The 25,859-nt window shown below is 70.8% G+C and carries 21 protein-coding genes; 14 read left to right on the top strand and 7 right to left on the bottom strand.

Features of this window, described 5'->3' with window-relative positions; all coding sequences use genetic code 11:
• The first annotated feature begins 140 nt into the window (after window positions 1-140).
• Window positions 141-3,815, top strand: coding sequence for an ATP-dependent helicase (locus NM1_RS00815; protein ID WP_068012837.1), 3,675 nt, complete (start codon window positions 141-143; stop codon window positions 3,813-3,815).
• Window positions 3,812-7,699, top strand: coding sequence for an ATP-dependent helicase (locus tag NM1_RS00810; protein WP_068012623.1), 3,888 nt, complete (start codon window positions 3,812-3,814; stop codon window positions 7,697-7,699). The genes NM1_RS00815 and NM1_RS00810 overlap by 4 nt, the downstream gene beginning before the upstream one ends.
• An 82-nt stretch (window positions 7,700-7,781) precedes the next feature.
• Here the strand turns inward: NM1_RS00810 and NM1_RS00805 are convergent, their stop codons facing one another.
• On the bottom strand, window positions 7,782-8,174 hold the full coding sequence (locus tag NM1_RS00805; RefSeq protein WP_068012621.1) for a DoxX family protein: 393 nt from the start codon (window positions 8,172-8,174) through the stop codon (window positions 7,782-7,784).
• Between the two features lie 93 nt (window positions 8,175-8,267).
• Between NM1_RS00805 and NM1_RS00800 the strand changes: the two genes are divergently transcribed.
• Both NM1_RS00800 and nudC read left to right on the top strand, forming a co-directional pair.
• Window positions 8,268-9,326, top strand: coding sequence for a potassium channel family protein (locus NM1_RS00800; protein WP_246010961.1), 1,059 nt, complete (start codon window positions 8,268-8,270; stop codon window positions 9,324-9,326).
• Window positions 9,327-9,351: 25 nt separating this feature from the next.
• Window positions 9,352-10,278 (top strand): NAD(+) diphosphatase, encoded by a 927-nt coding sequence (nudC, locus tag NM1_RS00795; protein ID WP_068012617.1) that lies wholly within the window; start codon window positions 9,352-9,354, stop codon window positions 10,276-10,278.
• A gap of 15 nt (window positions 10,279-10,293) precedes the next feature.
• Here the strand turns inward: nudC and NM1_RS00790 are convergent, their stop codons facing one another.
• Window positions 10,294-10,545: a mycoredoxin gene (locus NM1_RS00790; RefSeq protein WP_281278063.1), complete on the bottom strand. Its 252-nt coding sequence runs from the start codon at window positions 10,543-10,545 to the stop codon at window positions 10,294-10,296.
• A 61-nt stretch (window positions 10,546-10,606) separates the two neighbouring features.
• Between NM1_RS00790 and NM1_RS43695 the strand changes: the two genes are divergently transcribed.
• Both NM1_RS43695 and NM1_RS00785 read left to right on the top strand, forming a co-directional pair.
• Window positions 10,607-10,747 (top strand): hypothetical protein, encoded by a 141-nt coding sequence (locus NM1_RS43695; RefSeq protein WP_211339357.1) that lies wholly within the window; start codon window positions 10,607-10,609, stop codon window positions 10,745-10,747.
• Window positions 10,744-11,199, top strand: coding sequence for a MarR family winged helix-turn-helix transcriptional regulator (locus NM1_RS00785; RefSeq protein ID WP_068012611.1), 456 nt, complete (start codon window positions 10,744-10,746; stop codon window positions 11,197-11,199). The genes NM1_RS43695 and NM1_RS00785 overlap by 4 nt, the downstream gene beginning before the upstream one ends.
• Window positions 11,200-11,205: 6 nt before the next feature.
• On the opposite strand, the gene NM1_RS00780 is transcribed toward NM1_RS00785, so the two are convergent.
• Entirely contained in the window at window positions 11,206-12,084 is an 879-nt protein-coding gene (locus NM1_RS00780) for an alpha/beta fold hydrolase (RefSeq protein ID WP_068012609.1), read from the bottom strand.
• Between the two features lie 147 nt (window positions 12,085-12,231).
• Here NM1_RS00780 and NM1_RS00775 point away from each other — a divergent pair, with 147 nt between their 5' ends.
• Window positions 12,232-14,178, top strand: a complete 1,947-nt coding sequence (locus tag NM1_RS00775) for an AfsR/SARP family transcriptional regulator (RefSeq protein WP_211339358.1) — start codon at window positions 12,232-12,234, stop codon at window positions 14,176-14,178.
• A gap of 178 nt (window positions 14,179-14,356) precedes the next feature.
• Entirely contained in the window at window positions 14,357-14,761 is a 405-nt protein-coding gene (locus tag NM1_RS00770) for a DUF3592 domain-containing protein (RefSeq protein ID WP_068012606.1), read from the top strand.
• Here the strand turns inward: NM1_RS00770 and NM1_RS00765 are convergent.
• On the bottom strand, window positions 14,758-15,960 hold the full coding sequence (locus NM1_RS00765) for a low temperature requirement protein A (protein WP_114699483.1): 1,203 nt from the start codon (window positions 15,958-15,960) through the stop codon (window positions 14,758-14,760). The genes NM1_RS00770 and NM1_RS00765 overlap by 4 nt on opposite strands.
• A 78-nt stretch (window positions 15,961-16,038) precedes the next feature.
• On the opposite strand from NM1_RS00765, the gene NM1_RS00760 reads away from it, so the two are divergent.
• The 3 genes from NM1_RS00760 (at window position 16,039) to NM1_RS00755 (ending at window position 19,120) form a co-directional block, all read left to right on the top strand.
• On the top strand, window positions 16,039-18,210 hold the full coding sequence (locus tag NM1_RS00760) for an ATP-dependent DNA helicase UvrD2 (RefSeq protein WP_084519036.1): 2,172 nt from the start codon (window positions 16,039-16,041) through the stop codon (window positions 18,208-18,210).
• A 106-nt stretch (window positions 18,211-18,316) separates the two neighbouring features.
• Window positions 18,317-18,670 (top strand): hypothetical protein, encoded by a 354-nt coding sequence (locus NM1_RS41810; protein ID WP_147288923.1) that lies wholly within the window; start codon window positions 18,317-18,319, stop codon window positions 18,668-18,670.
• Window positions 18,671-18,835: 165 nt separating this feature from the next.
• Window positions 18,836-19,120 carry a WhiB family transcriptional regulator gene (locus NM1_RS00755; RefSeq protein WP_068012603.1) on the top strand — a complete coding sequence of 95 codons (285 nt, stop codon included), beginning with the start codon at window positions 18,836-18,838 and terminating at the stop codon, window positions 19,118-19,120.
• A 140-nt stretch (window positions 19,121-19,260) separates the two neighbouring features.
• Here NM1_RS00755 and NM1_RS00750 read toward each other — a convergent pair whose 3' ends face one another.
• Window positions 19,261-19,854: a helix-turn-helix domain-containing protein gene (locus NM1_RS00750; RefSeq protein ID WP_068012601.1), complete on the bottom strand. Its 594-nt coding sequence runs from the start codon at window positions 19,852-19,854 to the stop codon at window positions 19,261-19,263.
• Between the two features lie 142 nt (window positions 19,855-19,996).
• Between NM1_RS00750 and NM1_RS00745 the strand changes: the two genes are divergently transcribed.
• The gene (locus tag NM1_RS00745) at window positions 19,997-21,106 is read left to right on the top strand and encodes an aryl-sulfate sulfotransferase (RefSeq protein WP_068012598.1); all 1,110 of its coding nucleotides are present in this window, start codon (window positions 19,997-19,999) and stop codon (window positions 21,104-21,106) included.
• Window positions 21,107-21,305: 199 nt separating this feature from the next.
• Window positions 21,306-22,643: a uracil-xanthine permease family protein gene (locus tag NM1_RS00740; RefSeq protein ID WP_169814176.1), complete on the top strand. Its 1,338-nt coding sequence runs from the start codon at window positions 21,306-21,308 to the stop codon at window positions 22,641-22,643.
• Here the strand turns inward: NM1_RS00740 and NM1_RS00735 are convergent.
• The gene (locus tag NM1_RS00735) at window positions 22,585-23,928 is read right to left on the bottom strand and encodes an ABC1 kinase family protein (protein ID WP_068012593.1); all 1,344 of its coding nucleotides are present in this window, start codon (window positions 23,926-23,928) and stop codon (window positions 22,585-22,587) included. The genes NM1_RS00740 and NM1_RS00735 overlap by 59 nt on opposite strands.
• A gap of 299 nt (window positions 23,929-24,227) precedes the next feature.
• Here NM1_RS00735 and NM1_RS00730 point away from each other — a divergent pair, with 299 nt between their 5' ends.
• Window positions 24,228-24,506, top strand: coding sequence for a hypothetical protein (locus tag NM1_RS00730; protein ID WP_068012591.1), 279 nt, complete (start codon window positions 24,228-24,230; stop codon window positions 24,504-24,506).
• Between the two features lie 19 nt (window positions 24,507-24,525).
• On the opposite strand, the gene NM1_RS00725 is transcribed toward NM1_RS00730, so the two are convergent.
• Complete coding sequence (locus NM1_RS00725; protein ID WP_068012589.1) at window positions 24,526-25,389, bottom strand: hypothetical protein; 864 nt, start codon at window positions 25,387-25,389, stop codon at window positions 24,526-24,528.
• Window positions 25,390-25,859: the final 470 nt, after the last annotated feature.

Here is a 25,859-nt window from a genome sequence, read left to right as displayed (position 1 = left end):
TCGCCCGGGGAAATCGCCTGATGTCCGATAACGACGGCCGGCGGCGCCTATCACGGATCGGATACACCGGATGCAGCCGCCGCGGTTTGCTGCCACCGCGGCAATTTCTGTCGGAGGCGTCTGTTGAAATAGCGGCCGTGATGCGATCGGATAGCTCGGTGCGATTGGTGCGCCGCAGCGAGACGGCCCCCCGAGCGCGGGAATGGGGCGCCGACGTCCGGACGCTGTTCGCGAGCGGCGCCGCGGAGGCCGGTTGGCGGCCGTGGCAGGTGCTGGGCGGTCCGGGTACGGGCAAGACCGCGCTGCTCACCGATCTCGCGGTGGACCGGATCGCGGGCGGGGCGGATCCGGAATCGGTACTGGTCCTCACGCATTCGAAACAGGCGGCGCTGCGGCTGCGCAATGCCGTCACCCGGCAGCTGGCCGAGGTCTCCGGCGGGGTGCCCGGCGCGACCCGGGAGCCGCTGGTCCGCACGGTGCATTCGTACGCCTTCGCGATCGTCCGGCGGCACGCCGCCGCACACGGCAATCCGCCGCCCCGGCTGCTGACCGGCGCCGAACAGGACGTGGTGCTGCGGGAGATGCTGCGCGGTGAACTGACCGATATCCAGGAGGGGTTCGCGCGGAGCGGATTCGGGGGTGTGGAGGCCGAATTGTGGCCGCAGCGCCTGCAACCGGCGCTCGGGACCATCGGGTTCGCCGAGCAATTGCGCGATCTGATGCTGCGCGCCACCGAGCGCGGGCTCGGCCCCGAGGACCTCGTGGACCTGGGTCGCCTACACGATCGGCCGGAATGGGAGGCCGCGGGCCGCTTCGCCGAACGCTACGAGCAGGCGATGCTGTTGCGCTGGTCGGTGGGCGTCGAGGCGCCGGAGGCGAGCGCGCCCGCGCTGGACGCCGCGGAGCTGGTCGGCGCCGCGCTGGACACGCTGGCCCTGGATCCGGACCTGCTGGCCGCCGAGCGCGAGCGCCTGCACTGCCTGCTCGTCGACGATGCGCAGCATCTGGATCCGCTTGCGGCGCAATTGGTTCGGGCCATCGGGTCGGGGCCCGCGGCGACGGTCGTGGCCGGTGATCCGGATCAGGCCGTATTCACCTTCCGCGGTGCCGACGTGCGCTTCGCCGCGGATCCGGACGCTCCGGCGGCGCGGCGCATCGTGCTGCGGGACAACCACCGTGCGGCCCGCTCGATCCACGACTGCGTGGTCCGGATCGCGGCGCGCATGCCGGGGCGGGCGGCGCATCGCTTCGACGGGCGTGAAACCGTCACGGGCGCAGCGTTATCGGTGGACGACGACGCGGCGGACCTCGACGGCCTGGACCCGGCCGCGGAGCCTGCCCCTGCCGACGGCGATGTGCAGGTGCGGGTGCTCACCACGCCCGCGAAGGAAGCGGCGCTGATCGCCGACCGGCTGCGTCGCGCCCACCTGACCGACGGCGTGCCGTGGTCGCGGATGGCGGTGATCGTGCGGTCGGTGCCGCTGTCGCTGGCCCCGCTGCGCCGCGCCCTGCTCGCCGCGGGAGTGCCTGTCCTGCAACCGAAGCCGGATGTCCCGCTGGCACGCCGTCGCGGCGGCGCCTGGATGCTGCTGTCGCTGCGCGCCCTGCTGGCCGGTGAGCAGTCCCGCCCCGACCTGTACACCGAGGACGACGCCCTGGACCTGCTGTCCGGCCCGCTCGGCGGCGCGGACCAGATCAGCCTGCGCCGCCTCCGCCGCGGTATCCGCCGCACGCTGCTGGAGCGGGGAGCCCACCGCGCCGCGGACGACCCGTGGGCGGGACGGTCCGATGCGGGCGAGCCCGATGCCGCCGACGTGCCCCCCGACGTCGACGGCGCTGTGGAGAGTCACGCGGAGCCGGCGGCTGCTGAGGTGGCGGGGCAGGCCGAGGACAGCGGTTCGCACACGGAGCGGAAGGACTTCGGGGAAGGCGTCGACACCCATCTCACGCCTCCGGATCGCCGACGCGCTTCCGTCAGCGCCGCCGACGACGATTTCGCCTGGGAGGCGGTCGATTCCGTGCAGTCGGCCGACCTGGACCGCTCGTCCGCCGAGGTGCTGCGGGATCTGATCACCGGGGTCGGGGACTTCACGATCCTGGATCGGCTCACCGATGTCGAGGCGGCGCCGCTGCGGCGGGTGCTGAAGGCGGTCGGCCGGGCGCGGAAGGCGCTGCGGCGCGGCGCCGGTCTCGAGGATGTGCTGTGGGCGCTGTGGACCGGGTCGAATCTGGAGCGGCGCTGGGTCGGGCAGTCCGAGCGCGGCGGCGCGGTCGGGATGCAGGCCGACCGCGATCTGGATGCGGCCGTCGGGCTGTTCGACGCCGCGGCGGCCTACGTCGACCGGCTGCCGCGCGCGACCGTCGGCGGATTCGTCGAATATCTGGAACAGCAGGAGATTCCGCAGGATTCGGCGCCGCTCACCGACTCCGGCGACGCGGTCGCGATCGTGAGCGCGCACGCGGCGGCGGGCCGGGAATGGGATGTCGTCGCGGTGGCCGGTGTGCAGGAGGGGATCTGGCCGAACCTGCGCCCGCGCGGCACCCTGCTGGGGGTCGAGGATCTGGTGGATCTCGTTGCGGGCGTGGCCGATTCCGGGGAACGGGTGAGCCGCGCCGCGCCGATCCTGGCCGAGGAGCGGCGCCTGCTGCTGCTCGCCTGCAGCCGCGCCCGGCGCTCGCTGCTGGTCACGGCCGTCGAATCGGTCAGCGGCGACCGCGATCTGGTGCCGTCCCGGTTCCTCGGCGAGTTGGACGAGGCATCCGAGGCGGGCGAACCCGGCCGCATTCCGCCGCCCATCGATCCCGGCCGCGCCCTGGTGATGCAGGCGCTGATCGCCGAATTACGCGGTGTGGCCTGCGATCCCGAGGACGATTCGCAGCGGCGGCAGCGGGCGGCGGGGCAGCTGGCCCGGCTCGCTCGCGCGGGCGTGCCCGGCGCGCACCCCGACGGCTGGTACGGCACCGCCGATCTCAGCTCGCAGCTGCCGCTGTGGGGTGCGGACGCGGGCCCGGTCGCGCTCTCCCCGTCCACGGTCGAGCTGCTGCAGACCTGTCCGCTGCGCTGGGCGCTGGAGCGCCACGGCGGTAGCGACGGCGACAATCCGCACGCGATCAAGGGCAATCTGGTGCACACCCTGGTGCAGGCGCTGGCCGGGCAGGTCTCGGAGGCGCAGGTGAAGGCCGCGCTGGTCCGGGCCTGGAAGGCGATCGATCCGGGCGCCACCGAGACCGGTCCGCACAGTTGGCATTCGCGACAGGAACTGCGGCGCACCGAAACCATGCTGGACACGTTCCTGTCGTGGCTGCGCAACACTCGTGACGAGCTCACCCAGATGGGCGTGGAGGTGCCGGTCGACTGCGTGCTCCCGGCGCGCACGCCCGACGAGTACACCGTGCGGATCCGCGGCCGGGTCGACCGGGTGGAGCGAGATGCGTTCGGCCGCTTCGTGATCGTGGACGTGAAGACCGGCAAGACGCCGGTCTCCAAGAAGGCCGCGCAGGATCATGCCCAGCTGGCGACGTACCAGGTGGCCGCGGCCGCCGGGGCACTCGACGACGGCTCGCCCGATACTGAACCCGGCGGCGCCCGCCTCGTCTACGTCGCCAAGCCGAGTACCAAGGAGGGCGCCACCCAGCGGCTGCAGGGCGCGCTGGACGCCGACGGTGTCGAGCAGTGGCGCGGCGCGATCCACGACGCGGCCGCCGCCACCCGCGGCCCGAGTTACCTAGCCATGCGCAACGACGGCTGCCGTCACTGCGCGGTGTCGGGCAGCTGCCCGGTCCAGGACACCGGACGGCAGGTGACCGAGGAATGAGGATCACCCCGGGGCAACTGGCCGAGGCGCTCGGCCTGCCGCCGCCGACCGACGAGCAGGCCGCCGTGATCGCGGCGCCGCCCGGTCCCACACTCGTGGTCGCGGGCGCCGGTGCGGGGAAGACCGAGACCATGGCCTCGCGGGTGGTGTGGATGGTCGCCAACGGCCTGGTCGTCCCCGACGCGGTGCTGGGCCTGACGTTCACTCGGAAAGCCGCCCAGCAGTTGACGACTCGCATCCGCACCCGGCTCGCCCGGCTGGCCGGTGCGCCCCTGCTGCGCGAGATCGACCCCGGCGGTCGCCTGCGTGCCCGACTGACCGGCTCCGAACCCGAGATCAGCACCTACCACTCCTACGCCGGGCGCCTGCTCGGCGAGCACGGCCTGCTGCTGCCGGTGGAGCCGAACGCGACCCTGCTCACCGAGACGCAGCTGTGGCAGCTGGCCCACCGCGTGGTGACCGGCTGGGACGGCGATCTGGACACCGATCGCACCCCGGTATCGGTCACCGAGGCGGTGCTGGCGCTGTCCGGTCAGCTCGCCGAGCACCTGGTGGAGCCCGAACAGCTGGCCGAGGCCCACACCGAACTGGAGAAGCTGATCCTGACGCTGCCCCGCGGCCCCCGCCAGCGCGGCGGCCCGAGCCAGGAACTGCTGGGCATTCTCGAGACGCAGCACGAGCGCGTGGCGCTGCTGCCGCTGGTGCGCCGCCTGGGCGACGAGCTCCGCCGCCGCGGCGCCCTGGACTTCGGCGCCCAGATGTCGCTGGCCGCCCGCCTGGCCGCCGAACATCCGGAGGTCGGCGCCGCCGAGCGCGACCGCTTCCGCTTGGTCCTGCTCGACGAATACCAGGACACCGGCCACGCCCAGCGCATCCTGCTGGCGGCCCTGTTCGGCGACCTCGACAGCGCCCACGGCCGCGGCACCGAACCCGCCGGGCAACTCGGAGGCGGGCCGGACGGTATCGCCGAAGGGAACGCGCCGGAACGCGTTGCTGCGGAGGAAAATTCGTCCGGGCGTGGCGCGGCGGAATTGCCCCGTGAGCGCTCCGGGGATTCCGTTGGCGGCGGGTCGAATTCAGTCTCAGGTGAACACGGCGGCGACCCGCAGGCGCCGGGCGGTGGGCGGCTGGCGGTGACGGCAGTGGGTGATCCCATGCAGTCGATCTATGGGTGGCGGGGTGCGTCGGCGGCGAATCTGCCGCGGTTCGCGACCGACTTCCCCAGTGCGCCAGGGGTTCCCGCGCCGATCCTGCCGCTGCTGACCAGTTGGCGGAACCCGCCGGAGGCGCTGGAGCTGGCGAACCTGGTGGCCGAACCGCTGCGGCACACCGGAGTGAGTGTGGACGCGCTGCGGCCGCGGCCGGACGCCACGCCGGGCACGGTGGCGCTGGCACTCACCGAAACCGTTGCCGACGAACGGGACTGGGTGGCCGAGCGGATCGCGGCCGAATGGGAGGCGCGAGCCGACGCCGGAGTCCCCCCGCCCACCTCGGCGGTACTGGTGCGCCGCAACGCCGATGCCGCGCCCCTGGCGGAGGCGTTGCGCGAGCGTGGATTACCGGTGGAGATCGTCGGCCTGGGCGGCCTGCTCGCCACCCCGGAGGTCGCCGACGTCGTGGCCACGCTGCGCCTGATCGCCGACCCGGGGGCGGGCAGTGCCGCCATGCGCATTCTCACCGGGGCCCGCTGGCGCCTCGGGGTCACCGATCTGGCCGCCCTGTCGCGCCGGGCACGCGACCTGTCGATCAACAAGCCCCCCGATCAGGCGGCCGCGATCACCGATTCGGCGGGGCTGGCCGATGCGCTGCGAGCCGTCGCGCCGGAACCGGCCGAGCGGGCCGGGCTCACCGACGCCATCGCCGATCCGGGTGCGGCGGAACAGTATTCGGACACCGGCTATCAGCGCATCGTCGACCTCGGCCGGGAGCTGGCCGGACTGCGCGAGCGGGGCGGCCAGTCGCTGCCGGAGCTGGTCGCCGATGTCGAGCGGACCATCGGCGTGGGCGTGGAGACCCAGGCCCGGCGGGCCGCGGTCGGTGGCGGCGCGGGCCGCGAGCACCTCGATGCCTTCGCCGAGGTGGTGGCCGGATACGCCACCGATCACCGCGCCTCCCTGCCCGGCCTGCTGGCGTTCCTGGCCGCGGCCGAGGAGGTCGAGAACGGTTTGGAGCCCGGCGAAGTCGAGGTGGCCCGCGACCGTGTACAGGTGCTGACCGTGCACGCCGCCAAGGGCCTGGAGTGGGAGGTGGTGGCGGTCCCGCATGTGGTGCGCGGCGTATTCCCCTCCGGCACCGCCGCGGGCACCTGGCTGGGCGCGCTGGCCGAACTGCCGACCTCCCTCCGCGGCGACCGGCAGCGAGATGCCGTGCCCGCGGACAGCGCGGTGGTGACACAGGCTGTCGACCACGCCCCTCCGGATCGTTCGGCAACTCGAGCTGCCGCCTCCGGCGTGTCCGATGCGCCGTCGGGCGGTCGCTCCACGGCGTCGAGGTCTACCGCCTCTGTTCCCGACGCGGTCGACGCCGAGTCGGCAGACAGCTCCATGGCATCGTGCGCCACCTCAGCGCCCGAAGCGTCAGGTGCGGCGGCTGCGGGCCACTTCTCGGTATCGCCGACCGACTCCGCCCAGACCTCCGACGGCGTCCCGGTGCTGGACCTGTCCGATCTCTATGACCGCAGCGATCTCGACCGTGCCATCAAGCAGCACAAGGAGGCGCTCAATCGGCGTCGCCTCGAGGAGGAGCGCCGCCTGTTCTACGTGGCGCTCACCAGAACCGAACGCGCCCTGTTCGTTTCGGCCCACCACTGGGCGGAGACCGGCTCGACCCCCAAGGGCCCGTCGGACTTCCTGCTGGATTTGAAGGGCCCTGCCGAACGCCCCGACTCGCTCCTCACCGCGACGGTCCGCATCGACCACTGGGCCGACCCGCCCGCCGACGACGCGGTCAACCCGTTCACCGACAACCCGGCGTCGGCCGACTGGCCCCGCGACCCGCTGGGCAAGCGCCGCACCGCGGTTCAGGAGGGGGCGGCGCTCGTCCGCACCGCGATATCGGACGGGGACCCGGCCGAATCCGGCGGTGGCGCAACCGAACCGACCGGACAGCTGTCACTGTTCGACGAAACAGACAGCGCCGCAGCCGATCCCGACGCCGATCCCGAGGGCTGGGCGACCGATGTCGACGCCCTGCTCGTCGAGCACTTCGCCGCCGCCGACCGCGTCCGCGAGGTGGAGCTGCCCGGACAGCTCCCCGCCACCGCCCTGGTCGACCTGCGGGCCGATCCGGCGAAGCTGGCCGCCCGGCTGCGCCGCCCGCTGCCGTATCCGCCGAGCCCGTTCGCCCGGCGCGGCACCGCGTTCCACGCCTGGATCCAGCAGTGGTTCGGTGCGACCCGGCTGCTCGGGCTGGACGAGCTGCCCGGCGCCGCCGACAGCGGCACCGCCGACGCCGACCTGATCCGCCTGCAGGAGGCGTTCCTGTCCTCGCCGTGGGCCGATCGCAATCCGGTCGAGGTGGAGGTGGCGTTCGAGACCTCCCTCGCAGGCACCCTGATCCGCGGCCGGATGGATGCCGTGTTCGCCGAGCCCGGCGGCCGCTGGCTGGTGGTGGACTGGAAGACCGGCGCCGCACCGACCCGCGCCGAGGAGCCGGCGGTGGAGATGCAGCTGGCCGTCTATCGCCTGGCCTGGGCGCGCCTGCTCGCCGCCCGCACCGGCGCCGACGAGCACGAGATCCTCGAAAAGGTCGGCGCCGCATTCCATTACGTGCGCACCGGCCGCACCATCGCCCCGCCGGAACTGCCGGGCGCCGAGGCGCTCACCGCCCTGATCGAAGCCGCCGCCCCGGCCTGGTCCGCCCCACCGGACGACGAACCCGACTGAGCACCATCGTCACCCGGACGACGAATCACCTTGGTGCGAAAGGGCAACCGGCCGCTGGATTTCCGCCCTCGCGCAGCGGTTGTCAGGCCGCATCGCGGCGCACCCGCAGTGCCTGTGTCACCATCGGGACCTGCAACGGAAGGCGCAGCAGCGAAATCGCCTTCAGCGCGAACGGCGCCCGCGGATTACGGACGCTGTCCACCGCCATCTGGATGTTCGCCGGGAACACGGCGATGAACAGCAGTGCCGCGAGCAGCCCGCCGAGCCGTCGGGTGCTCGGCAGGGCCAGTGCGGTCGCCACGCCGACCTCCGCCGCTCCGGACAGGTAGGTGTAGGTCCGCCTGTTGCCGGGGAGCGCGGGTGGCACGATGGAATCGAACGGCCGGGGTACCACGAAATGCAGCGTGCCCATACCGAACAACGCCGCGGCCATCAGGTGTGCGCGCCGCGGTCGGGCGGCAGAGCCGGTCGTCATGCCTGCACGATGCCATCCGCGTGCCGCGCTGTCGAGCTTCCTCCGGACCGGTACGCTGCGGTTCCGTGGTGCACGACAGGATCGGTGGTTCCCGTGTTCGATGAGGCGTCGCGCGGCCTACGTCGTCTGACAGACCGCCCCGACTATGCCCTGGTCGGAATTCTGCGCATCCCGGAAATCCAAACCAGCCCTTGGGTTTCGCTGACTCGTCGCGTGGCATTCGCGGTCACGTTGCTGGTCTCCGCGACGCTGGTGGTGTATTTCGGCCGCGACGGATATCACGACAACCAGGGCAGCGACCTGTCACTGCTGGACGCGGCGTACTACTCGACGGTGTCGCTGTCGACCACCGGATACGGCGACATCACGCCCGCCACCCCGCGGGCCCGGCTGGTGAATATCCTCGTCATCACGCCGCTGCGGGTGCTCTTCCTGATCGTTCTGGTCGGCACCACGCTGCAGGTGCTGACCGAGCGGTCCCGGCAGGCGTTCAAGATTCAGCGATGGAGGCACAGGGTGCGCAATCACACCGTGGTGGTCGGATACGGGACGAAGGGCCGCACCGCCGTCGACGCGATGCTGGGCGACGGCGTGCAGCCCGGCGACATCGTCGTCGTCGACACCGACCAGGTGGCGCTGGAGCGGGCCGCCACCGCGGGCCTGGTGACCGTGCACGGCTCGGCCACCCAGTCGGATGTGCTGAAACTGGCCGGGCTGCAGCACGCGTCCTCGGTGGTGATCGCCGCCAATCGCGACGACACCGCGGTGCTGGTGACCCTCACCGCCCGCGAGCTGAATCCGAAGGCCAAGATCGTCGCCTCGATCCGGGAGGCGGAGAACATCCACCTGCTGCGCCAGTCCGGCGCCGATTCGGTGGTGGTGTCGTCCGAGACGGCCGGGCGGCTGCTCGGCATCGCCACCACCACCCCGAAGGTGGTCGACATGGTCGAGGATCTGCTCACCCCGGAGGCGGGATTCGCCATCGCCGAGCGCGAGGTGGAGCCGGACGAGGTGGGCGGGTCGCCCAGGCATCTGCGCGACATAGTGCTGGGCGTGGTCCGCGGCGGCGACCTGATCCGGGTCGACGAGCCCGAGGTGGACGCGCTCGACGCCGGTGACCGGCTGCTCTACGTGCGCCGCGCGAACAAGTGATCTCCCCGCCCGATACGCTCGGGGCGTGTCAGGTTTTCAGCTCAAAGACGTTCCGCTGCTGTCGCGTTCCGCGCTCGATCGCGCCGAGGAGCTGCGCTCGGACGAGCAGGCGCTGAAAGAGGGCTGGCCACAAGCGCGATTGCTGCGGATGAACCGTCGCGGCCAGGTCCGCATCGACGGCGATTCGGTGCTGCTGGAGTCTGCGACGACGCTGGCGCCCGAGCCGGTTCCGGAGGCGGTGTTCCTCGGGATCGACGGCGGCCGTCACCTCTGGGCGGTGCGGGACAACGAGCTCGACGGCAAGCTGATGGATCTGCGGGTGGTCGGCAGCGTCCTGCACCTCGACGACGTCACCCTCGGCATCCTGTCCACGGCGCTGGCGCTGTTGAACTGGCACGACCGGGCGCGCTTCAGCGCCGCCGACGGCACCGCGACCGCCCCGGCCAGCGGCGGCTGGACCCGGGTCAGCGAGGCCGGGCACGAGGAGTTCCCGCGCATCGACCCGGCCGTGATCTGCCTGGTGCACGACGGGGGCGACCGCGTGCTGCTGGCCCGCCAGCACACCTGGCCGGAGAAGATGTTCTCGCTGCTGGCCGGTTTCGTGGAGGCGGGGGAGTCGCTCGAGCGGTGCGTGCAGCGCGAGATCCTCGAGGAGGTCGGCGTCGACGTGCGCGACATCCGCTACCTGGGCAGCCAGCCGTGGCCGCTGCCCCGGTCGCTGATGCTCGGCTTCGCCGCGGTGGCCGATCCGGAGCAGCCCCTCGTCTTCGCCGACGGCGAGATCGCCGAGGGCTACTGGTTCACCCGCGACGAGGTGCGGCAGGCGCTGGACGCGGGCGCGTGGGGCGCGCCGACGGGAATCTCCGGCGACGCCTCCGATCAGCGGTTGTTCCTGCCGGGGTCGATCTCCATCGCCCGCACCATCGTCGAGTCCTGGGCTGCCGGAGCCTGATTCGCGCCCAGGCGCTCAGGCGATGGCCGCCAGCGCCTGCTTCACCTGAGCCAGGCTCGGGTTGGTGGCGGTGGAGCCGTCCGAGTACTTCACGGTCGGCACCACGTGGTTGCCGCCGTTGACGCTGCCGACGAATTCGGCGGAAGCGGGGTCCAACTCGATGTCGACCTCGGTGTAGGTAATGCCGGCCTCGTCGAGTTGCTTCTTGAGGCGGCGGCAGTAACCGCACCAGGTCGTCGAGTACATGGTCAGGTCGGTAGCTGTCACGCCTGCATTCAACATCGCGAGACCCGAACGTGTTCCCGGAGGGTTGCGCGATATATAGTAAGTGCGCATACTAACTATCGAATGCGGGCAGCTGTCCGTCACGGCGATCGGAGGATTGGTGACCAGGTACCGGCTGGGTGTCGTATCTCGCGATCACGTCCGCCGCGGTGTCGAGCTGGGCATCGCGCAGGCCAACGCGTGAGGCACCGACCGCACACCGAATTCGAGCATGCCGACGACAGCCCGGGCCTGCTGCTGTGGCAGGTGACCAACCGCTGGCAGGCGGCCCAGCGCGCGGCGCTGGCCCCGTTCGGCCTCACCCACGTGCAGTTCGTGCTGCTGGCCGCGCTCACCTGGCTCGCCGATACCGCGGACGGCGAGCCGGTGATGCAGCGCGATATCGCCACCCACGCCGCCACCGACCCGATGATGACCTCCCAGGTGCTGCGGGCACTGGAGGGCAAGGGGCTGGTGCGCCGCCGCGACCATCCGCACGACCGGCGGGCGAAATCGCTGGTCCCGACGGAAGCCGGGGTGGCCCTGGCCGATCGGGCCATCGTGGCGGTCGAGGCCTGCGATCGCGAGTTCTTCGAGCCGCTGCGGGGCGGGGCCGCGGAGTTCACGGCCGGGCTGCGCCGCCTGCGCCAGGGTTAGCGGGCGTCACCGTTTCACCAGATCCAGGATCAGCGCGGCGATATCCTCCGGCACCTCCTCCGCCATGAAGTGACCCGCCTGGGTCGTGAAGTGCTGCACATCGGTCGCCCAGGGCCGCCAGATCTCGCCCGCGTCGAATCCCAGCTGCTTGCCCCAGTCCTGCTGGACGGTCATCAGCGGCATGGTGAGCTGGTTTCCGGCGTCGAGGTCGGCCTGGTCGTGGTCGATGTCGACGGTCGCGGTGGCGCGATAGTCGGCGACGATCGACACCACGGCCTCCCGGGAGGCGCGCAGGTATTCGGCCCGCACGTCCGCCGGGATGGCGTCGGGGTTCTTCGACCAGATGTCGAGGAAGTGGCCGAAGAACGCGTCGGCGCTGTTGGCGATCATCTGCTCGGGCAGGCCGGGGGGCTGGGCCATCAGATACAGGTGGAAGGCCACCGCCGCGTCGACCCCGCGGAGCACGTTCCAGCTGTCCAGTGTGGGAACGATATCCAGGATCCCCAGGTGGCTGACCCGATTCGGGTGGTCCAGCCCGGCCCGGAAGGCGACATGCCCGCCGCGGTCGTGCCCGACCAGGGCGAACTCGCCGATCCCGAGCGCGTCGGCCAGGCCGACGATGTCCGCGGCCATGGTCCGCTTCGAGTAGGTGTTCTCGTCGACCGCCTCCGGCTTGCCGCTGGCGCCGTAGCCGCGCAGATCGGGGCAGACCACGGTGTGCCGCGCGGCGAGCACGGGGGCGACGTGCCGCCATATCAGGTGGGTCTGGGGGAAGCCGTGGAGCAGCACGATCGCCGGTCCCTCCCCGCCGACCGCCGCGTTCAGCTCGATACCGCCACCCACATCGATCGTGGATTCGTCGAAATCCGGAATGCCGATGCTCATCGTTGGTTGTCTCCTCTTTCGTCGGCCTGGCGAGCTACTGCCGCGCACAGGTGAATGCGTGAACCAGACGAGGATCTCGGAGCCCAGTTAGCAGTGGATCAGCGACGACCTGGACCGACGATATCCGGTACCTACGACAATGAACGCGTGGAAATCTTCCTCGAGGTGCTCGGACCGATACAGGTCAGGGACGGCGCAGGCCACCCGATCGCGGTCGGCAGCCAACGCCGCCGCGAACTGCTGGGGCGGCTCGTCGCGGCGGGCGGCCGGGCCGTTCCGCTGTCGATGCTCGTCGATGATCTCTGGGAGGATCCCCCGCCCGGGGCCGCCGGGGCGGTGCGCACCTTCGTCTCCGAGCTGCGCCGCGCGCTCGAGCCGGAGCGCGGTCCGCGGGCGCGATCGCACGTCATCGAGACCGTCGGCGACGGCTACGCCCTGCGGATTCCGCGATCACACGTCGATGCCCACCGCTTCGAGGACACCCTGCGGGCGGTGCGGGACGAACCCGGCGACGAGGTCGCGGCCGCGCTGAGCGAGGCGCTCTCGTGGTGGACGGGTGAGCCGTACGCGGGGCTCGACGACTCACCCTGGCTGACGGCGGAGCGCGCCCGCCTGACGGAACTGCGGAGCCGGGCGATCGAGGTGCGCGCCAGGGCGATGCTCGATCTCGGTGGCGGCGCGTCCCTGGTCCCCGAGTTGGAGGCCTTCGCCGCCGCGCATCCGTGGCGGGAGCAGGCGTGGGTGCTGCTGTCGCACGCTCTCTACCAGGCCGACCGCCAGGTCGACGCGCTGCATTCGCTGCGTGCCGCGCGGGCCGGGCTGCTCGATCGGTTCGGGCTGGAGTCGGCGGACAGTCTCGACCATCTCGAACGGGACATCCTGCGGCACGCTCCGCATCTGACGCCCGCGCCCCGGACCGAGGACCGCCTGCGCCTGCTCACCCGAACGGAAGCGACGGGGACGTACACCCGCCTGCGTTCGATGAGCACCGTGGCCCGGGCCGCCGCGGTCACCGGCGGCACCAACCTGGTCCTTGCCCAGCGGCAACGCGCCGCGGCGGTCGAGGAGGCGGAGCGAACCGGCGATCCGGACCTCACCGCCCGCGTCATCACGGCCTACGACGTTCCCGCCGTCTGGACTCGCGCCGACGACCCCGCGCGGTCCGAGGCCCTGGTGGCGACGGCCCGCCGCACTCTCGACCGGCTCGGTCCGTCGGCCTCGCCCGTGCTTCGAGCCCGGCTTCTCGCGACCATCGCTCTCGAGCACCGCGGTAGCCGGGATCGCTGGGCGGCCGAGGCGGCCACCGAGGCCGAACGACTCGCCCGCGAATTGCACGACCCCAATGTGCTGGCACTCGCGTTGAACGCCCGATTCGTGCAGTCCTTCCAGCGCGCGGGGGGCACCGCCGAACGCGACGCCATCGCGAGCGAACTCGTCGATCTCGCTGCGCGACATGATCTCCCGACGTTCGAGATCCTCGGCCATCTCATCGAGATCCAGGTCTGCGCCGCCCGCGGCGCCGCCGAGACCGCGCAACACCATGTCGCTTCGGCCGAGAAGCTCGCCGCTGTTCACGAGACACCGCTCGTGCACCTGTTCACCTCCGCGTACCGGGCGATGCGGCTGGCCGGGGAATCGAGCGAACCCGCCGAGGTCGCGCACGCCTATCGCGCCGTGGCCGCCGACCTCGCCGGTGCGGGTATGCCGGGGGTCGAGGCCGGGATGCTCCCGCTCGCCCTGCTCTCGCTCCGCATCCGTCACGACCGTCCCGCGCCGACGCACGCCGACCTCGATTGGGGGCCCAACCGCCCCTGGGTCCAGCCTCTCCTCGATCTCGCCCGCGGTGACCTCGCGGCGGCCCGCCGGGCCGCGGCCGCTCTGCCCACACCCCCTGCCGATCATCTGTACGACTCGCTCTGGGCCGTCACCGCGCACACGGCGATCCGGCTGCGGGACCAATCGCTCGCCGCGCAGGCGCGTGCCGCCCTCCAACCCATGCGCGGCGAGATCGCGGGCGGCGCAACCGGAATGATCACCTTCGGCCCCGTCGACGACATCCTGGCGACACTCGATCGGCACTTCGATCGGCCGTAACGCCCTGTGCCGCACACTCACCCGCCTCCGAGGCGTCGACCGGGCCCACCGGGTTCGGGGCTCGAACGGCTCGATCCGGCCGCATACCATGACATTCCGTGCGCGCGGCTCGTGAATGCGCACCGGAGGAAATCGATCCGCGGCAGAACACCGCGGTAACGCGCATCGGGGGTCGGCAGTGCACATCTTCCAGGGCGTGCTGGCGTGCGTCTCGGGACTCGTCGTCGTGTTCAGCGTGGTAGCCGAGACCTCCGATTGGCTGCGCAGGCGCTCGCGCTTGCGGCGCGCCACGGCGATCGTTGTGGGGCAGCGGGATTCGGGCGCGGCGGCGCCCGGCCACCTCGCCCGCTCGGCGGTCTTCGAGTTCCGGACCGATCGGGGAGTGGTCGTGCGGACCACCAGTTCGTTCTACGCCGGGCGCGGGCCCAAGGTCGGCCGACGCCTGCCGATCCTCTACGACCCGGACAATCCCTACGGCTTCTCCGAACGCCGCGGGGTGCTCGTCGGCAAGGCCGTACTGGCACTGCCGATGCTCGTGCTCGGGGTATTTCTCGTGACGATCGGCGTGCGAACGATGCTCTAGTTCCGGCCGGGCCACCTGCCCGCCGCGTGCGACTCCCAGGCGAGGGCCCACACGATCAGGACGAGGATCCCGGATACCAGTCCGAGCGGGTGCAGCCGAGGTCCGGTGGCGGCGAGCGCGAGGGACAGCGCCGCGCAGGGGAGCGGCCAGCTCAGCGCCCAGCGCAGGCCTGCCCCGCTGCGGGCGCCGCCGAAGAGGTTGATCACGAAGTACGCCGCGGCGGCCCCGCCGAGCACCCAGCTGATTCCGGTGGTCGGATGGCCCTCGGCATGCTCGAGGACCAGGCCGAGTCCGGCGGCGACGGTCGCGATCGCGCCCGTCAGCCAGCAGTGGGTGGCCATGACGTGCTGGCGCGGAATGGAACCGGCCGCCGTGGGGACCGACATCAGGCGCGGAATGAAGCCGAAGGTCAGCGTGAGCGCCCAGAGGCAGGCCAGGATCAGGAACGATTCCAGGCCCAGCGCCAGCACCTTCGCGTTCCAGGCCACGCCGCCGACGGCGTCGATCACCACGATGACGCCCTCACCCAGCACGATGATCACGTAGAGCCCCAGCCGCTCCCCGAGGTGCGCCGGATCCGCGTGCAGCGCTTGCAGTTTCGGCGGTTCCATACCCGCGAAGCGCCTGGAGTGCCGCAGCCGCCGGTCCAGGGACTCCTGGGCGCCGGCCATCATCCTCTCGCCGGTGACCGCGAACATCAGCAGCATGTCGATGGCGAGCCCGGCCGCCCACAGCCAGTACTTCCACGGCTCCGGCACCCACAGCGAGATCAGCCACGGGATCGCTCCGGTGCTCAGCTGCGCGGTCGGCCAGTCGACCACCACCTGCCCGCGATCCCACACCGCGTCGGTGGCCAGCCGCACGATCACGTACACGGCGGCGAAGGCCGTCGCGTGGCGCTCCGGGAAGCCCGCCACCGCGGCCGCCATCAGGCCCAGCCCGAGCATCGCCGCCAGCATGAGCGGAATCCGGGTGTTGTCGCGGGAAATGTCGCTGTAGAACGTGACGCACGCCCAGACCATCCAGAATGCCAGGTAGAGCGCGAGATACAGCGCGAAGTCGGTGAGCGACGGCCCGCGATGCAGCAGGTGGGTCAGCTGCCCGATCCCGGCGACGGCGACCAGGTCGAAGAACAGCTCCATCCAGGTCGCGTGCCGGTCACCGGGTTCGGTCTCCGGGGACGGGGTGTCGGAGGGCACGGTCGCACCGTACTGCGCCGCGGCCGATCTCCGGTGGATTCCCGCACGGGCATCCGCCGCCTGTCGGTGCGCGCTGTCATGATGGAGCCCGTGCCCGCGCCGACCTCCTCGCCCCCGCTCCGGCTCGACGGCCTCGACCCCGAACAGGCGGCCGCCGTGACGGCGCCGCGCGGGCCCGTCTGCGTGCTGGCGGGTGCGGGCACCGGCAAGACCCGCACCATCACCCACCGCATCGCGCATCTGGTGTCGGCCGGGCACGTGCGCGCGGATCAGGTGCTGGCGGTCACGTTCACGGCGCGGGCGGCGGGGGAGCTGCGCAGTCGCCTGCGCGGGCTGGGGCTCGGCGGCGACGCGAACACGGTGCAGGCGCGCACCTTTCACGCCGCGGCGCTGCGGCAGCTGAAGTACTTCTGGCCGCAGATCGTCGGCGATGTGCCGTGGCGGCTGATCGACAGCAAATTCCCGATCGTCGCGCAGGCGGCCGGGCGCGTCGGCCTGCCGACCAGCACCGAGAGCCTGCGCGATCTCGCGGGGGAGATCGAATGGGCCAAGGCGTCCCTGGTCGCGCCGGAGGACTACGCCGCGACGGCGGCCCGGCTGCGGCGCGAGATCCCGTACGACGCGGGCAAGGTCGCTTCCGTCTACACCGGCTACGAGCAGCTGAAGAGCACGGCGGAGGGCCTGCTGCTGGATTTCGACGATCTGCTGCTGCACACCGCCGCCGCCCTGGAGGACTATGTTTCGGTAGCCGAGGAGTTCCGCGGCCGCTACCGCTGCTTCGTCGTCGACGAATACCAGGACGTCACGCCGCTGCAGCAGCGCGTGCTCGACGCCTGGCTCGGCGACCGCGACGACCTCACGGTCGTCGGCGACGCCAACCAGACCATCTACTCCTTCACCGGTGCCTCGCCGGGCCATCTGCTGGACTTCTCGCGCCGCTTCCCCGATGCGACGGTGGTCCGGCTGGAACGCGACTACCGCTCCACGCCGCAGGTGGTGTCGCTGGCGAACCGGGTGATCGGTGCCGCCCGGGGCCGCATCGCCGGCACCCGGCTGCAGCTGATCGGCGAGCGCCCCGACGGTCCGGAGCCGTCGTTCGCCGAATTCGACGACGAACCCGCCGAGGCGCACGCCGTCGCCAAGCGCATCGCCAAGCTCGTCGGCCGGGGGGTTCCGGCGGGCGAGATCGCCGTGCTGTACCGAATCAACGCCCAGTCCGAGGCCTACGAGCAGGCCCTCACCGAGGCCGAGATCCCCTACCAGGTGCGCGGGGGCGAGGGGTTCTTCCAGCGCACCGAGGTGCGCCAGGCGGTCCAGGCACTGCGGCAGACCGCCGCCCGCGACGATCTGCCCGATGCCCGCGGCGCCGAACTGGTCAGCCTGGTGCGGGCCGCCCTCGGCCGCCTCGGCCTCACCGCCACCGAACCCGGTGGCGCCCAGGCGCGGGAGCGCTGGGCGTCGCTGATGGCCCTGGTGCAGCTCACCGAGGAGGTGTCCACCCACGATCCGAACCTCGATCTGGGCGGCCTGCTGCGCGAGCTCGCCGCCCGCGCCGAGGCGCGCCATCCACCCACCGTGCAGGGCGTCACGTTGGCCTCGCTGCACGCCGCGAAGGGCCTGGAGTGGGATGCGGTATTCCTGGTCGGCCTCGCCGACGGCACCCTGCCCATCGCCCATGTTCTCGGTGACGGCGGCAGCGTCGCCGACGAGGCCGCCCTCGAGGAGGAGCGGCGGCTGCTGTACGTGGGCGTCACCCGCGCCCGCGAACATCTGCAGCTGTCGTGGGCGCTGTCGCGCAGCGAGGGCGGGCGCCGCACCCGCCGCCGCAGCCGATTCCTCAACGACCTGGTGCCCGAGGATTCGCCCGCCTCGCGCATCGCCCAGCCCGCCGGTGATCCGCGTAAACGCCGCCATCCGACCTGCCGCGTCTGCGGCCGCCCGCTGCTGGGCACCAAGTCCACCATGCTCGGCCGGTGCTCACGCTGCCCCGCCGAGATCGACTCCGGCCTGCTGACCGCCCTGCAGGAGTGGCGGCAGGAGAAGGCCGACGAGCTGTCGGTCCCGCACTTCGTGGTCTTCAGCGACACCACGCTGACCGCGATCGCGGAGCAACTGCCCACCGACGATCGCGCGCTGGTGGCGATACCCGGTATCGGGGCCAAGAAGCTCGGGCAGTTCGGTGCCGACGTACTAGCGATAGTCAGGTCGCGCGCGCGTGCGCAAGACCATAAAACTGCAGGTGAAAAATAGGTTGTGCGCTTGTGTAACGCACCCGTAGGGTGGGGATCACACACCGGGAGGTCATCCCAGTGTGCACAGTGAGCATTCGGATACCGAGAAGGAAGGAGGCAGACCAGTGAACGCAATCGCAACCATCGCGTCGACCGGCGTTGCGGCGACGGCGATTCCGTGCGTGCCTGCCTCCCGGGGGGTCCTCGCTTCGCAGGGGACCGGTTTGCCCGTCGTACGCATTCTCGGGGTGGAAGCCATTCGCGGAGCCGCAGCACCGGCGGCGCCGACGCATGCAATCGCTCCGATCATGACGGACAAGCACGAGTGGGGCTGGCATCTGGCCTTTGCCGACGCATCCGCGAACGCATTCGCCAATGCCTATGCGACCGACGACAAGCCGGTCGATATGGCAGTCCGCCTCCGCCGCACCGACCCAGCGACCGTGTTCAGGGATCGACACCGAAGTCGACATAGGTAGGGATCACCTCCCCTAAGCCTCCTGGCCACGGATCGCCCGAAGCGAAACCGTGGCCATAGTTTTTACCGGCTCTCCAGCCACCGGCACCGGTTTCGCGGAAGACAACGAAACGACCGCTGCACGAGCTGAAGGAGAGACGACGTGTCTACCGCGACCGTTCCTCGCGTGACATGCCGCGCTACCGTGGCCCCGACTTCCCGCACCCGGGGAGTCACGCTCAACCTGCCTTGCCGGGTCGGCAACCCCGACCTGTGGTTCGCCGAGAACCCGGCGCAGCTGGAGGAGGCGAAGGCCCTGTGCGCCAGCTGCCCGATCCGCAAGGGCTGCCTGGCCGCGGCGCTGGATCGCCGTGAGCCCTGGGGAGTTTGGGGTGGTGAGATCTTCGACCAGGGTGTCGTGATCGCCCGCAAGCGGCCCCGTGGCCGCCCGCGCAAGGTGGCCGTGGCATGAGTGCCAGTCACCCCCGCGAGCATGAGCAAGCCCCGCATCTCTGTATGAGGTGCGGGGCTCGCCCTTTGTCGGGGGCATGAGGAACACGCGAGGTGCGGGGCTCTCTCTCATTATTTCCGGCGCGCTCTCGGCCGGAATCGTCAGCGGGGGCGATGTGGCGGGTGGCGCACGACCAACCCGTCGGCGACGGCGAGGAGCAGGGTGACGGTGTCGTCGGTGTGGGCCCACCAGCGATGTTCGGTTCCCGCCGCGCAGTAGTAGGTGTCGCCGGTGGAGAGTGTGATCTCGGTGTCGTCGGCGACCACCGTGATCGTGCCGCGCACCACGTAGATCAATTCGTCGTTGTCGTGGGCGAATTCGCGCTCACCCCGGGCGGTGCCGCCGGTGAATTCCAGGGCGCGCAGGTCCCGGCGTCCGTGGACGAGTGATCGTACCGAGCCGTCGTCGCCCGGATCGCCCTGTGTCAGTACGGGTTCCGCGCTCGCCCGGACCACCGCGGTGCCGGGTTCCGGATCGGCCTCGGCCAGCAGTTCGGTGGCGGTGGTGCCGAGCGCGTCCGCGATCCGCTGCAGCGAGCGCAGGCTGGAATTGGTGCGGCCGTTCTCGAACTGGCTGAGGAACGACGGCGACAGCGCGGTCCGCTCGGCCAGTTGCGCCAGCGTCAGCCGCTCCGCCAGCCGCCGGTTGTGGACCACATCGGCCAGGCCCAGCCGTCGTTCACCCTGTGCGCGCACTCACTCAGCCTCCCAACGGTTTCGGGCTTCATTCTCGGCGCCGCGCCGCCGCAGCACAGTTTTTACATCACGGTGATCGTAAGTCTTCATCGCCGCCCTACCGTACTGAATATTCAGTGGAGCTACATTTTCAGGAGGTGCGGTGGAACAGAACACGCTCAAACGCCGGGGAACCGGGCTGATCGGCCTGGATCCGGAGCTGTCGTGGCCCGGTTACACGCTGTACGCGCCGCTGGCCGGGCGGGGCGTGGTGGATCTGGTGGACCCGAAGGGCGAACCGGCGCATCGCTGGGAACTGCCGCATCGCCCGGGTCGTCATGCGCGGCTGCTGCCGGGCGGCATCCTGGCCTACAACGGCGCGACGCTGTCGATTCCGCCGCTGTTCGCGATGTGGCGCAAATACAGCGGCGGTTCCATGGGCAAATACGGCCCGGACGGCGTGCTGCGCACCGAGTTTCGCGACGACTACCAGCATCACGACGCCCACCACTACGACGACGGGCGCATTCTCTACACCGCCGTGGAGCCGCTGACCGGAGCCGCCGCCGCGCGGGTCGAGGGCGGGGTGCCGGGCACCGAGGCCGACGGCGTGGTGTGGGCGGACGTGATCCGGGAGGTCGCCGCCGACGGGACGCCCCTGTGGGAGTGGAAGGCGTTCGAGCACCTGGATCCCGGTGAATTCGGCCTGCAGCCGCACTACTGGCGCGAGCACTGGCCGCTGATCAACAGCGTGTATCCGCTCGACGAGGACACCGTGGTGGCGAGCCTGCGCAGTGTGTCGGCGGTGATCCGAATCGACAGGCGCACCGGGCATTACGCCGTCCTGGCCGATCGGTCGACGGTCGCCCAGCAGCATCACGCGACGCCGGTCGGCGACGGCAAGCTGCTGGTGTTCGACAACGGCACCTTCCGCACCGGCGAATCGGTCACCTACAGCAGGGTCATCGAAATCGACGCCGAGACAGGCGAACTCGGCTGGACCTATCAGGATTCCCCGCGCGAGGCCTTCTTCACGCCGTTCATGGGCGGGGCGCAGCGCCTGCCCAACGGCAACACCCTGATCACCGAGGCGGCGTTCGGGCGCATCTTCGAGGTGACCGCGGACGGGCGCGTCTGCTGGGAGTACGTGGTGCCCTCCTTCACCAGCTACCCGGATCCGGACACCGCAGCGGTGTTTCCGGGCCTGTCCAACGCGATCTTCCGCGCGTATCGCTATGCCGCCGAGGACATTCCGTGGTTGGTCTCCCGATGATCACGCTTGTTCACCACCCCGGTCCCCGTATGTGGACCCGCCCTGGTCCTCGTATGCGGACCCGCCTTCGTCTTCCCGGCGTGCTTTTGGCCGGGATCCACGGTGACGCGGTTGGTGCAGATGGATTCCGACCAAAAGCACGCCGGAATGACGGCGTGGTCTGCTGGACCAGCGGCGGCTACGGATGCGGGGCCGCGCGATGGCGACGGTAGCTCCGGTGGACGAGGTCCCGCCGCCGGGCCGAATGTTCGCGGCGGCGGCCCAGCACCTGCTGGTGATGGTGGCGACGCCGATCGCTTCGGTGCTGCTGATCGGGCGCAGTCTGCACCTCGATGACGGCGATACGCGGGCATTGCTCTGCGCCGCTCTGCTTTTCAGCGGTATCGGGACGATTCTCCAGTCGCTGGGGCGCCTCTCGCTCGGTGCGGGGCTGCCGTTCGTGATGCTGCCGGGCGGGGCGGCAGTGGTGCTGTTCATTCAGATCGCGCAGGAATCCGGCGGGGCCACCGCGAGCGGGGCCGTGCTGATCACCGCGGTCGCCGGGATTCTCGTGGTGCCGGTGGCGCGGCGGCTGGTGACCCGGCTGCCTACGGTCGTGATCGCGAGCATGATCGTGGTCATCGGCGTGAACCTGGTGAAGGTGGCCGGTGGGCTGATCACCGGACCGGGCGATCAGCCCACTCGCAGCGCGGTGGCCCTGGCCGCGATCACGGTGGCCGCGACCGTGCTGGCGCACCGGGTGCTGCCCACTGGATGGCGGCGGCTGTCGGTGCTGATCGGCATGGCCGTGGGTACCGCCGTCGCGGCAGCGCTGGGCCAGTTTCACCTACAGCAGGGTTCGGCGCTGATCCAGGCGCCGCGGCCGTTCCTGTTCGGCACACCGCATTTCGATCTGCTGGCCGCGATCCCGCTGCTGGTCTTCGGAATCGGGTCGATGGCCGAGGCGACCGGGCAGACCGTGCTCAACGCCCGGGTGGTCGGCAAGGAGATCGATACGTCGGCCACGGTCGGGCGCACCATCCGCGGCGATGCGGTGACGTCGCTGCTGTCGGGGCTGTTCGGCGGGCCGTCGATGGTCACCAGCGGGGAGAACATCGGACTGATCCGGTTGACCGGCGTGCGGAGCCGGTACGTCACGGCCGTCACCGGCGTCCTCCTGGTGGTGATCGCCTTCGTCGCGCCGATCGGCCGGGTCGTGAATTCGCTTCCGGGGCCGGTGATCGGCGGCACCGCGGCGATCGCCTTCGCGATGATCGTCACCGCGGGCATCGGCATGTTCGAGCGGGTGGATCTGAGTTCGGACGCCGAACTCGTCACCGCCACAGCGGCTCTGACCGCCGGACTGCTGCCGATCCTGACCCCGGCGCTGTACCGGGGCTTTCCGTCGGATCTGCGGCTGCTGTTCGGCAGCGGGGTCACGATGGCGGCGCTGGTCGGCATAGCCGTCCACCTGCTGTTCGCCGCCCGGGGCGGAAATCTCAGCTGGCGGTACGGTATTCGGCGTAACCGGGAACCCAGTCGTGCATCAGCTTCATGAACGGGACCTCGGCGTCGAGCTGCGCGCAGATGCCGATGGAACCCATCAGCACTCGGAAGATCATGATGTCCTCGGGCGGAAGTTGCAGGGCCATACCGGTTTTCAGCTCCGGACGGCTGACGTCGGTGGCCTTGCCCGCGACCCGCTGCATCCACTTGCGGGTGAAGTGGAACGACTCGGTCTGGATGGGGTCGGTGAACGGCCGCAGATAGTCGGCGATCTCCTGGTGGGTGACCTTGCGGCCCGGGATGACGAAGCCGTTGGTGTACATCAGATCGATCAGTTCCTCGAACCGATCCTCCACCGCCAGCGCCACCATCTGCCCGAGGATGGGCGGGAAGCCGCCCGGCAGCGGCGCGCACGCCCCGAAGTCGATGACCGCCAGGCGGCCGTCGGGCAGCATCATGAAATTGCCCGGATGCGGGTCGGCGTGCAGCTTGCCGACGATCGAGGGGGAGGAGAAATGGAACTCGCCCATCAGTTCGGCGACCTGATTGCGTAGCGCGGTGGTGCCCGCGGGGTCCTGTTCGCCGCGCTTGATGATCGCGGAAACCGGTGTGCCGTCCAGCCATTCGGTGACGATCACCTTCGGCGCGCCGGCAACGACCTTCGGCACCAGGAAGCGCGGGTGACCGTCGAAACTCTTGGCGAAGGCGCGCTGATTGGCGGCCTCGGTGCGGTAGTCGAGTTCCTCCTCGGTGCGCTCGGTGATCTCGGCGAGGATCGGTTTCACGTCCGCGCCGGGGATCACCGCGCCGATCATCCCGGCCATCCGGTTCAGCGTCTTGAGGTCCGCGCGCAGCGCCTCGTCGGCGCCCGGGTACTGCACCTTCACCGCGACCACGCGGCCGTCGGACCACACCGCCTTGTGCACCTGGCCGATGCTGGCCGAGGCGGTCGGCTCGTCGTCGAAGGACTCGAAGCGCTTGCGCCAGCCCGTCCCCAACTGCTGGTCCAGCACCCGGTGCACGGCGGGGGCGGGCAGCGGCGGGGCGGCGGCCTGCAGTTTCGTCAGCGCCTCGCGGTAGTGCTCGCCGAACTCCTCCGGGACCGCGGCCTCCATCACGGACAGCGCCTGCCCGAATTTCATGGCGCCGCCCTTGAGTTCGCCCAGTACGGCGAACAGCTGCTCGGCGGCCCTCTGATTCAGTTCGGCGTTGATCTCGCCCTTGTCGCCCCCCGCCAGCTTGCGACCGAATCCCACTGCCGCCCGGCCGGCGATCCCGAGCGGGATCTTGGCCAGCTTGGCATTGCGGGACGAGCGACGGCGCACAATCTCAGACACCTACTCATCATGGCCGACGGACCGTGCGGTGTGCCATGGGAATTGGGTGAACTTATAGGCCTCACAGAGTGGTGGTATCGGTCACATCCAGGGGTATGGACGTATCAATCGGAGTCGCCGGGACCGGGTGATGTGGTGTTCGGTCGCTGCCGACGCCCTGTACGCAGACACCGACGAACCGGTCGGCCAGCCCGTGCGTTCGGGACCGACCTCGGCAATGGGGGCTTTGGCGCACATGCCCGGATGTCGATACTGGCGGCGGTCGCAGCCACCATCACTCGAACCTTTGCGGAGGAACAATGCACGTCAACCGCCTGATCGCCGCTGGTGCGGCAACCGTCGCCCTGGCCCTGCCGACCGTCTTCACCCCTTCGGCGTGGGCGGGCAACACTCTCACAGCCGAGCCCGCTCCGACATCGGCGCAACCGATCGACTCGATCCCCCCGATCGTGACCGGCTCGGCCTTCGCCGACGGCCTTCTGCACAGCTGGAGCAAGGTCCTGCCGTTCCTCCAGTCGGGCAACCCCGGCTGCGCCCTCATCTCCCTCACCGGCTCGGCCTACACCTGCGGCGCCTGACCCGGCGCCGGGTGCGGGGTCAGCGGGGCGGCGCGGACAGGAGGGCTCGGCAGCCGCAGGCGGCGTGGGCGGGCCAGGTGCGGCAGTGGACCTGGTGGGTGTCGGGGTCGAGTTCCAGTGTGGTGTCGAGGGTTCGGGGTGGGGGATCGGGGGCGCCGGCGATGACGATTTCGAGGTCGCGCAGGGCCAGCGCCGCGGTGGCGGCGATCATCGCGGGGGAGCCGTAGCCGATCCGGCCCAGGAGCTGGGCCGCGAGATGTGGCCAGTCGGCGTCGAGTTGGCGGCGGGTGAGGTCGGCACAGCGCAGGCAGCTGGTCCCGCCGGGCAGCACCAGCGGCCCGACCACGCCGCGGCCGTCGCGAATACGGACCTGCAGATGCGGAATCCGCTGCAGCACCAGGTCGTTGACCAGGTGCGGTTCGGGCACCAGCGCATCGGCGAGCACCACCACGTCCGCCGCCCGGCCGGTGTTCGACAGGTCGGCGCCGGCATCGCGGGAACGGCTGGGCCGCAGGCCCAGTCGGTGTACACCGGCGGCCACCGCCTCCGACAGCGGCCCCCGCCCGTGCACGTGCACGGAGCGGACCCGCCCGGCGCTCGACTGCGGGAGGATCAGAAATCCGGCCTTGTCGATCTCGGCCAGCAGGTTCAGGGCATCGCCGGAGTCCATCCCCAAACGACTTGCCTGCCAGATGATCTGCGGATGACTGCGCAGACCGTCCAGTAGCTTCAGGAATTCGGCGACGAGGTCGGCACCGATCCCGGGCGGATCCACCACCACCGCACGCTCGGGATCCCACCCCAACTGCACTGCGCCCGAGGGCCTGCGCAGCACCGCCACCCGCGGATGCAACATCGGCCCGCGCGCCCGAAATATGGTCATGGCCGAAGTATCGCCACCGAGTTCCCTGCCCGGGCCGCGAAAACCGCTGGTTATCCACAGAATTCGCACCCCATCCACAGGTCACCTCGTCAGGACATCCCGCTGTCCTCGCCCCGCTCGCCGGTGTCCTACTCGCCGCCCGCCCTCGAAGTAATCCCCAGCCGGGACGAATAATTCGAGCCATCGGTGCACCGGCGCCCCGAAACCGCCCGCGGGCCACCGAAGTCCGTCTTTCCGGGCAAACCGCCCCGGTCTGCGTCAGTGTGCTCTCGCACCCCGTGCGTGTTCCCGCACCGGTTTCCGCGCTGGCAGGGGGTGCGGGAAGTGGTGGGCGGGGGGTTCACAACCGGCGGGTCGTAAATGCCGTGATTTCTCCAGATCATCGGTTCTGCGGGGTGAGTCGGGGGCGGGCCGGGAAAACAATGGTTATCCCCTAGGAAGAAGCCGGTCCGGCCGGATTCGCTGCAAAG

This window comes from Nocardia mexicana NBRC 108244 (assembly GCF_001613165.1).
Taxonomy (GTDB): Bacteria; Actinomycetota; Actinomycetes; order Mycobacteriales; family Mycobacteriaceae; genus Nocardia; species Nocardia mexicana.
The sequence above is the reverse complement of the archived record's forward strand: the minus strand, read 5'-3'. Positions and strand labels throughout refer to the sequence as shown.

Coding starts and splice junctions, on each gene's coding strand:
- NM1_RS00760 (WP_084519036.1), top strand. CDS start 16,039: ATGATGGAGCCCGTGCCCGCGCCGACCTCCTCGCCCCCGCTCCGGCTC.
- NM1_RS00780 (WP_068012609.1), bottom strand. CDS start 12,084: ATGAGCATCGGCATTCCGGATTTCGACGAATCCACGATCGATGTGGGT.
- NM1_RS00740 (WP_169814176.1), top strand. CDS start 21,306: ATGGCGACGGTAGCTCCGGTGGACGAGGTCCCGCCGCCGGGCCGAATG.
- NM1_RS00805 (WP_068012621.1), bottom strand. CDS start 8,174: ATGACGACCGGCTCTGCCGCCCGACCGCGGCGCGCACACCTGATGGCC.
- NM1_RS00730 (WP_068012591.1), top strand. CDS start 24,228: ATGCACGTCAACCGCCTGATCGCCGCTGGTGCGGCAACCGTCGCCCTG.
- NM1_RS00810 (WP_068012623.1), top strand. CDS start 3,812: ATGAGGATCACCCCGGGGCAACTGGCCGAGGCGCTCGGCCTGCCGCCG.
- NM1_RS00815 (WP_068012837.1), top strand. CDS start 141: ATGCGATCGGATAGCTCGGTGCGATTGGTGCGCCGCAGCGAGACGGCC.
- NM1_RS00725 (WP_068012589.1), bottom strand. CDS start 25,389: ATGACCATATTTCGGGCGCGCGGGCCGATGTTGCATCCGCGGGTGGCG.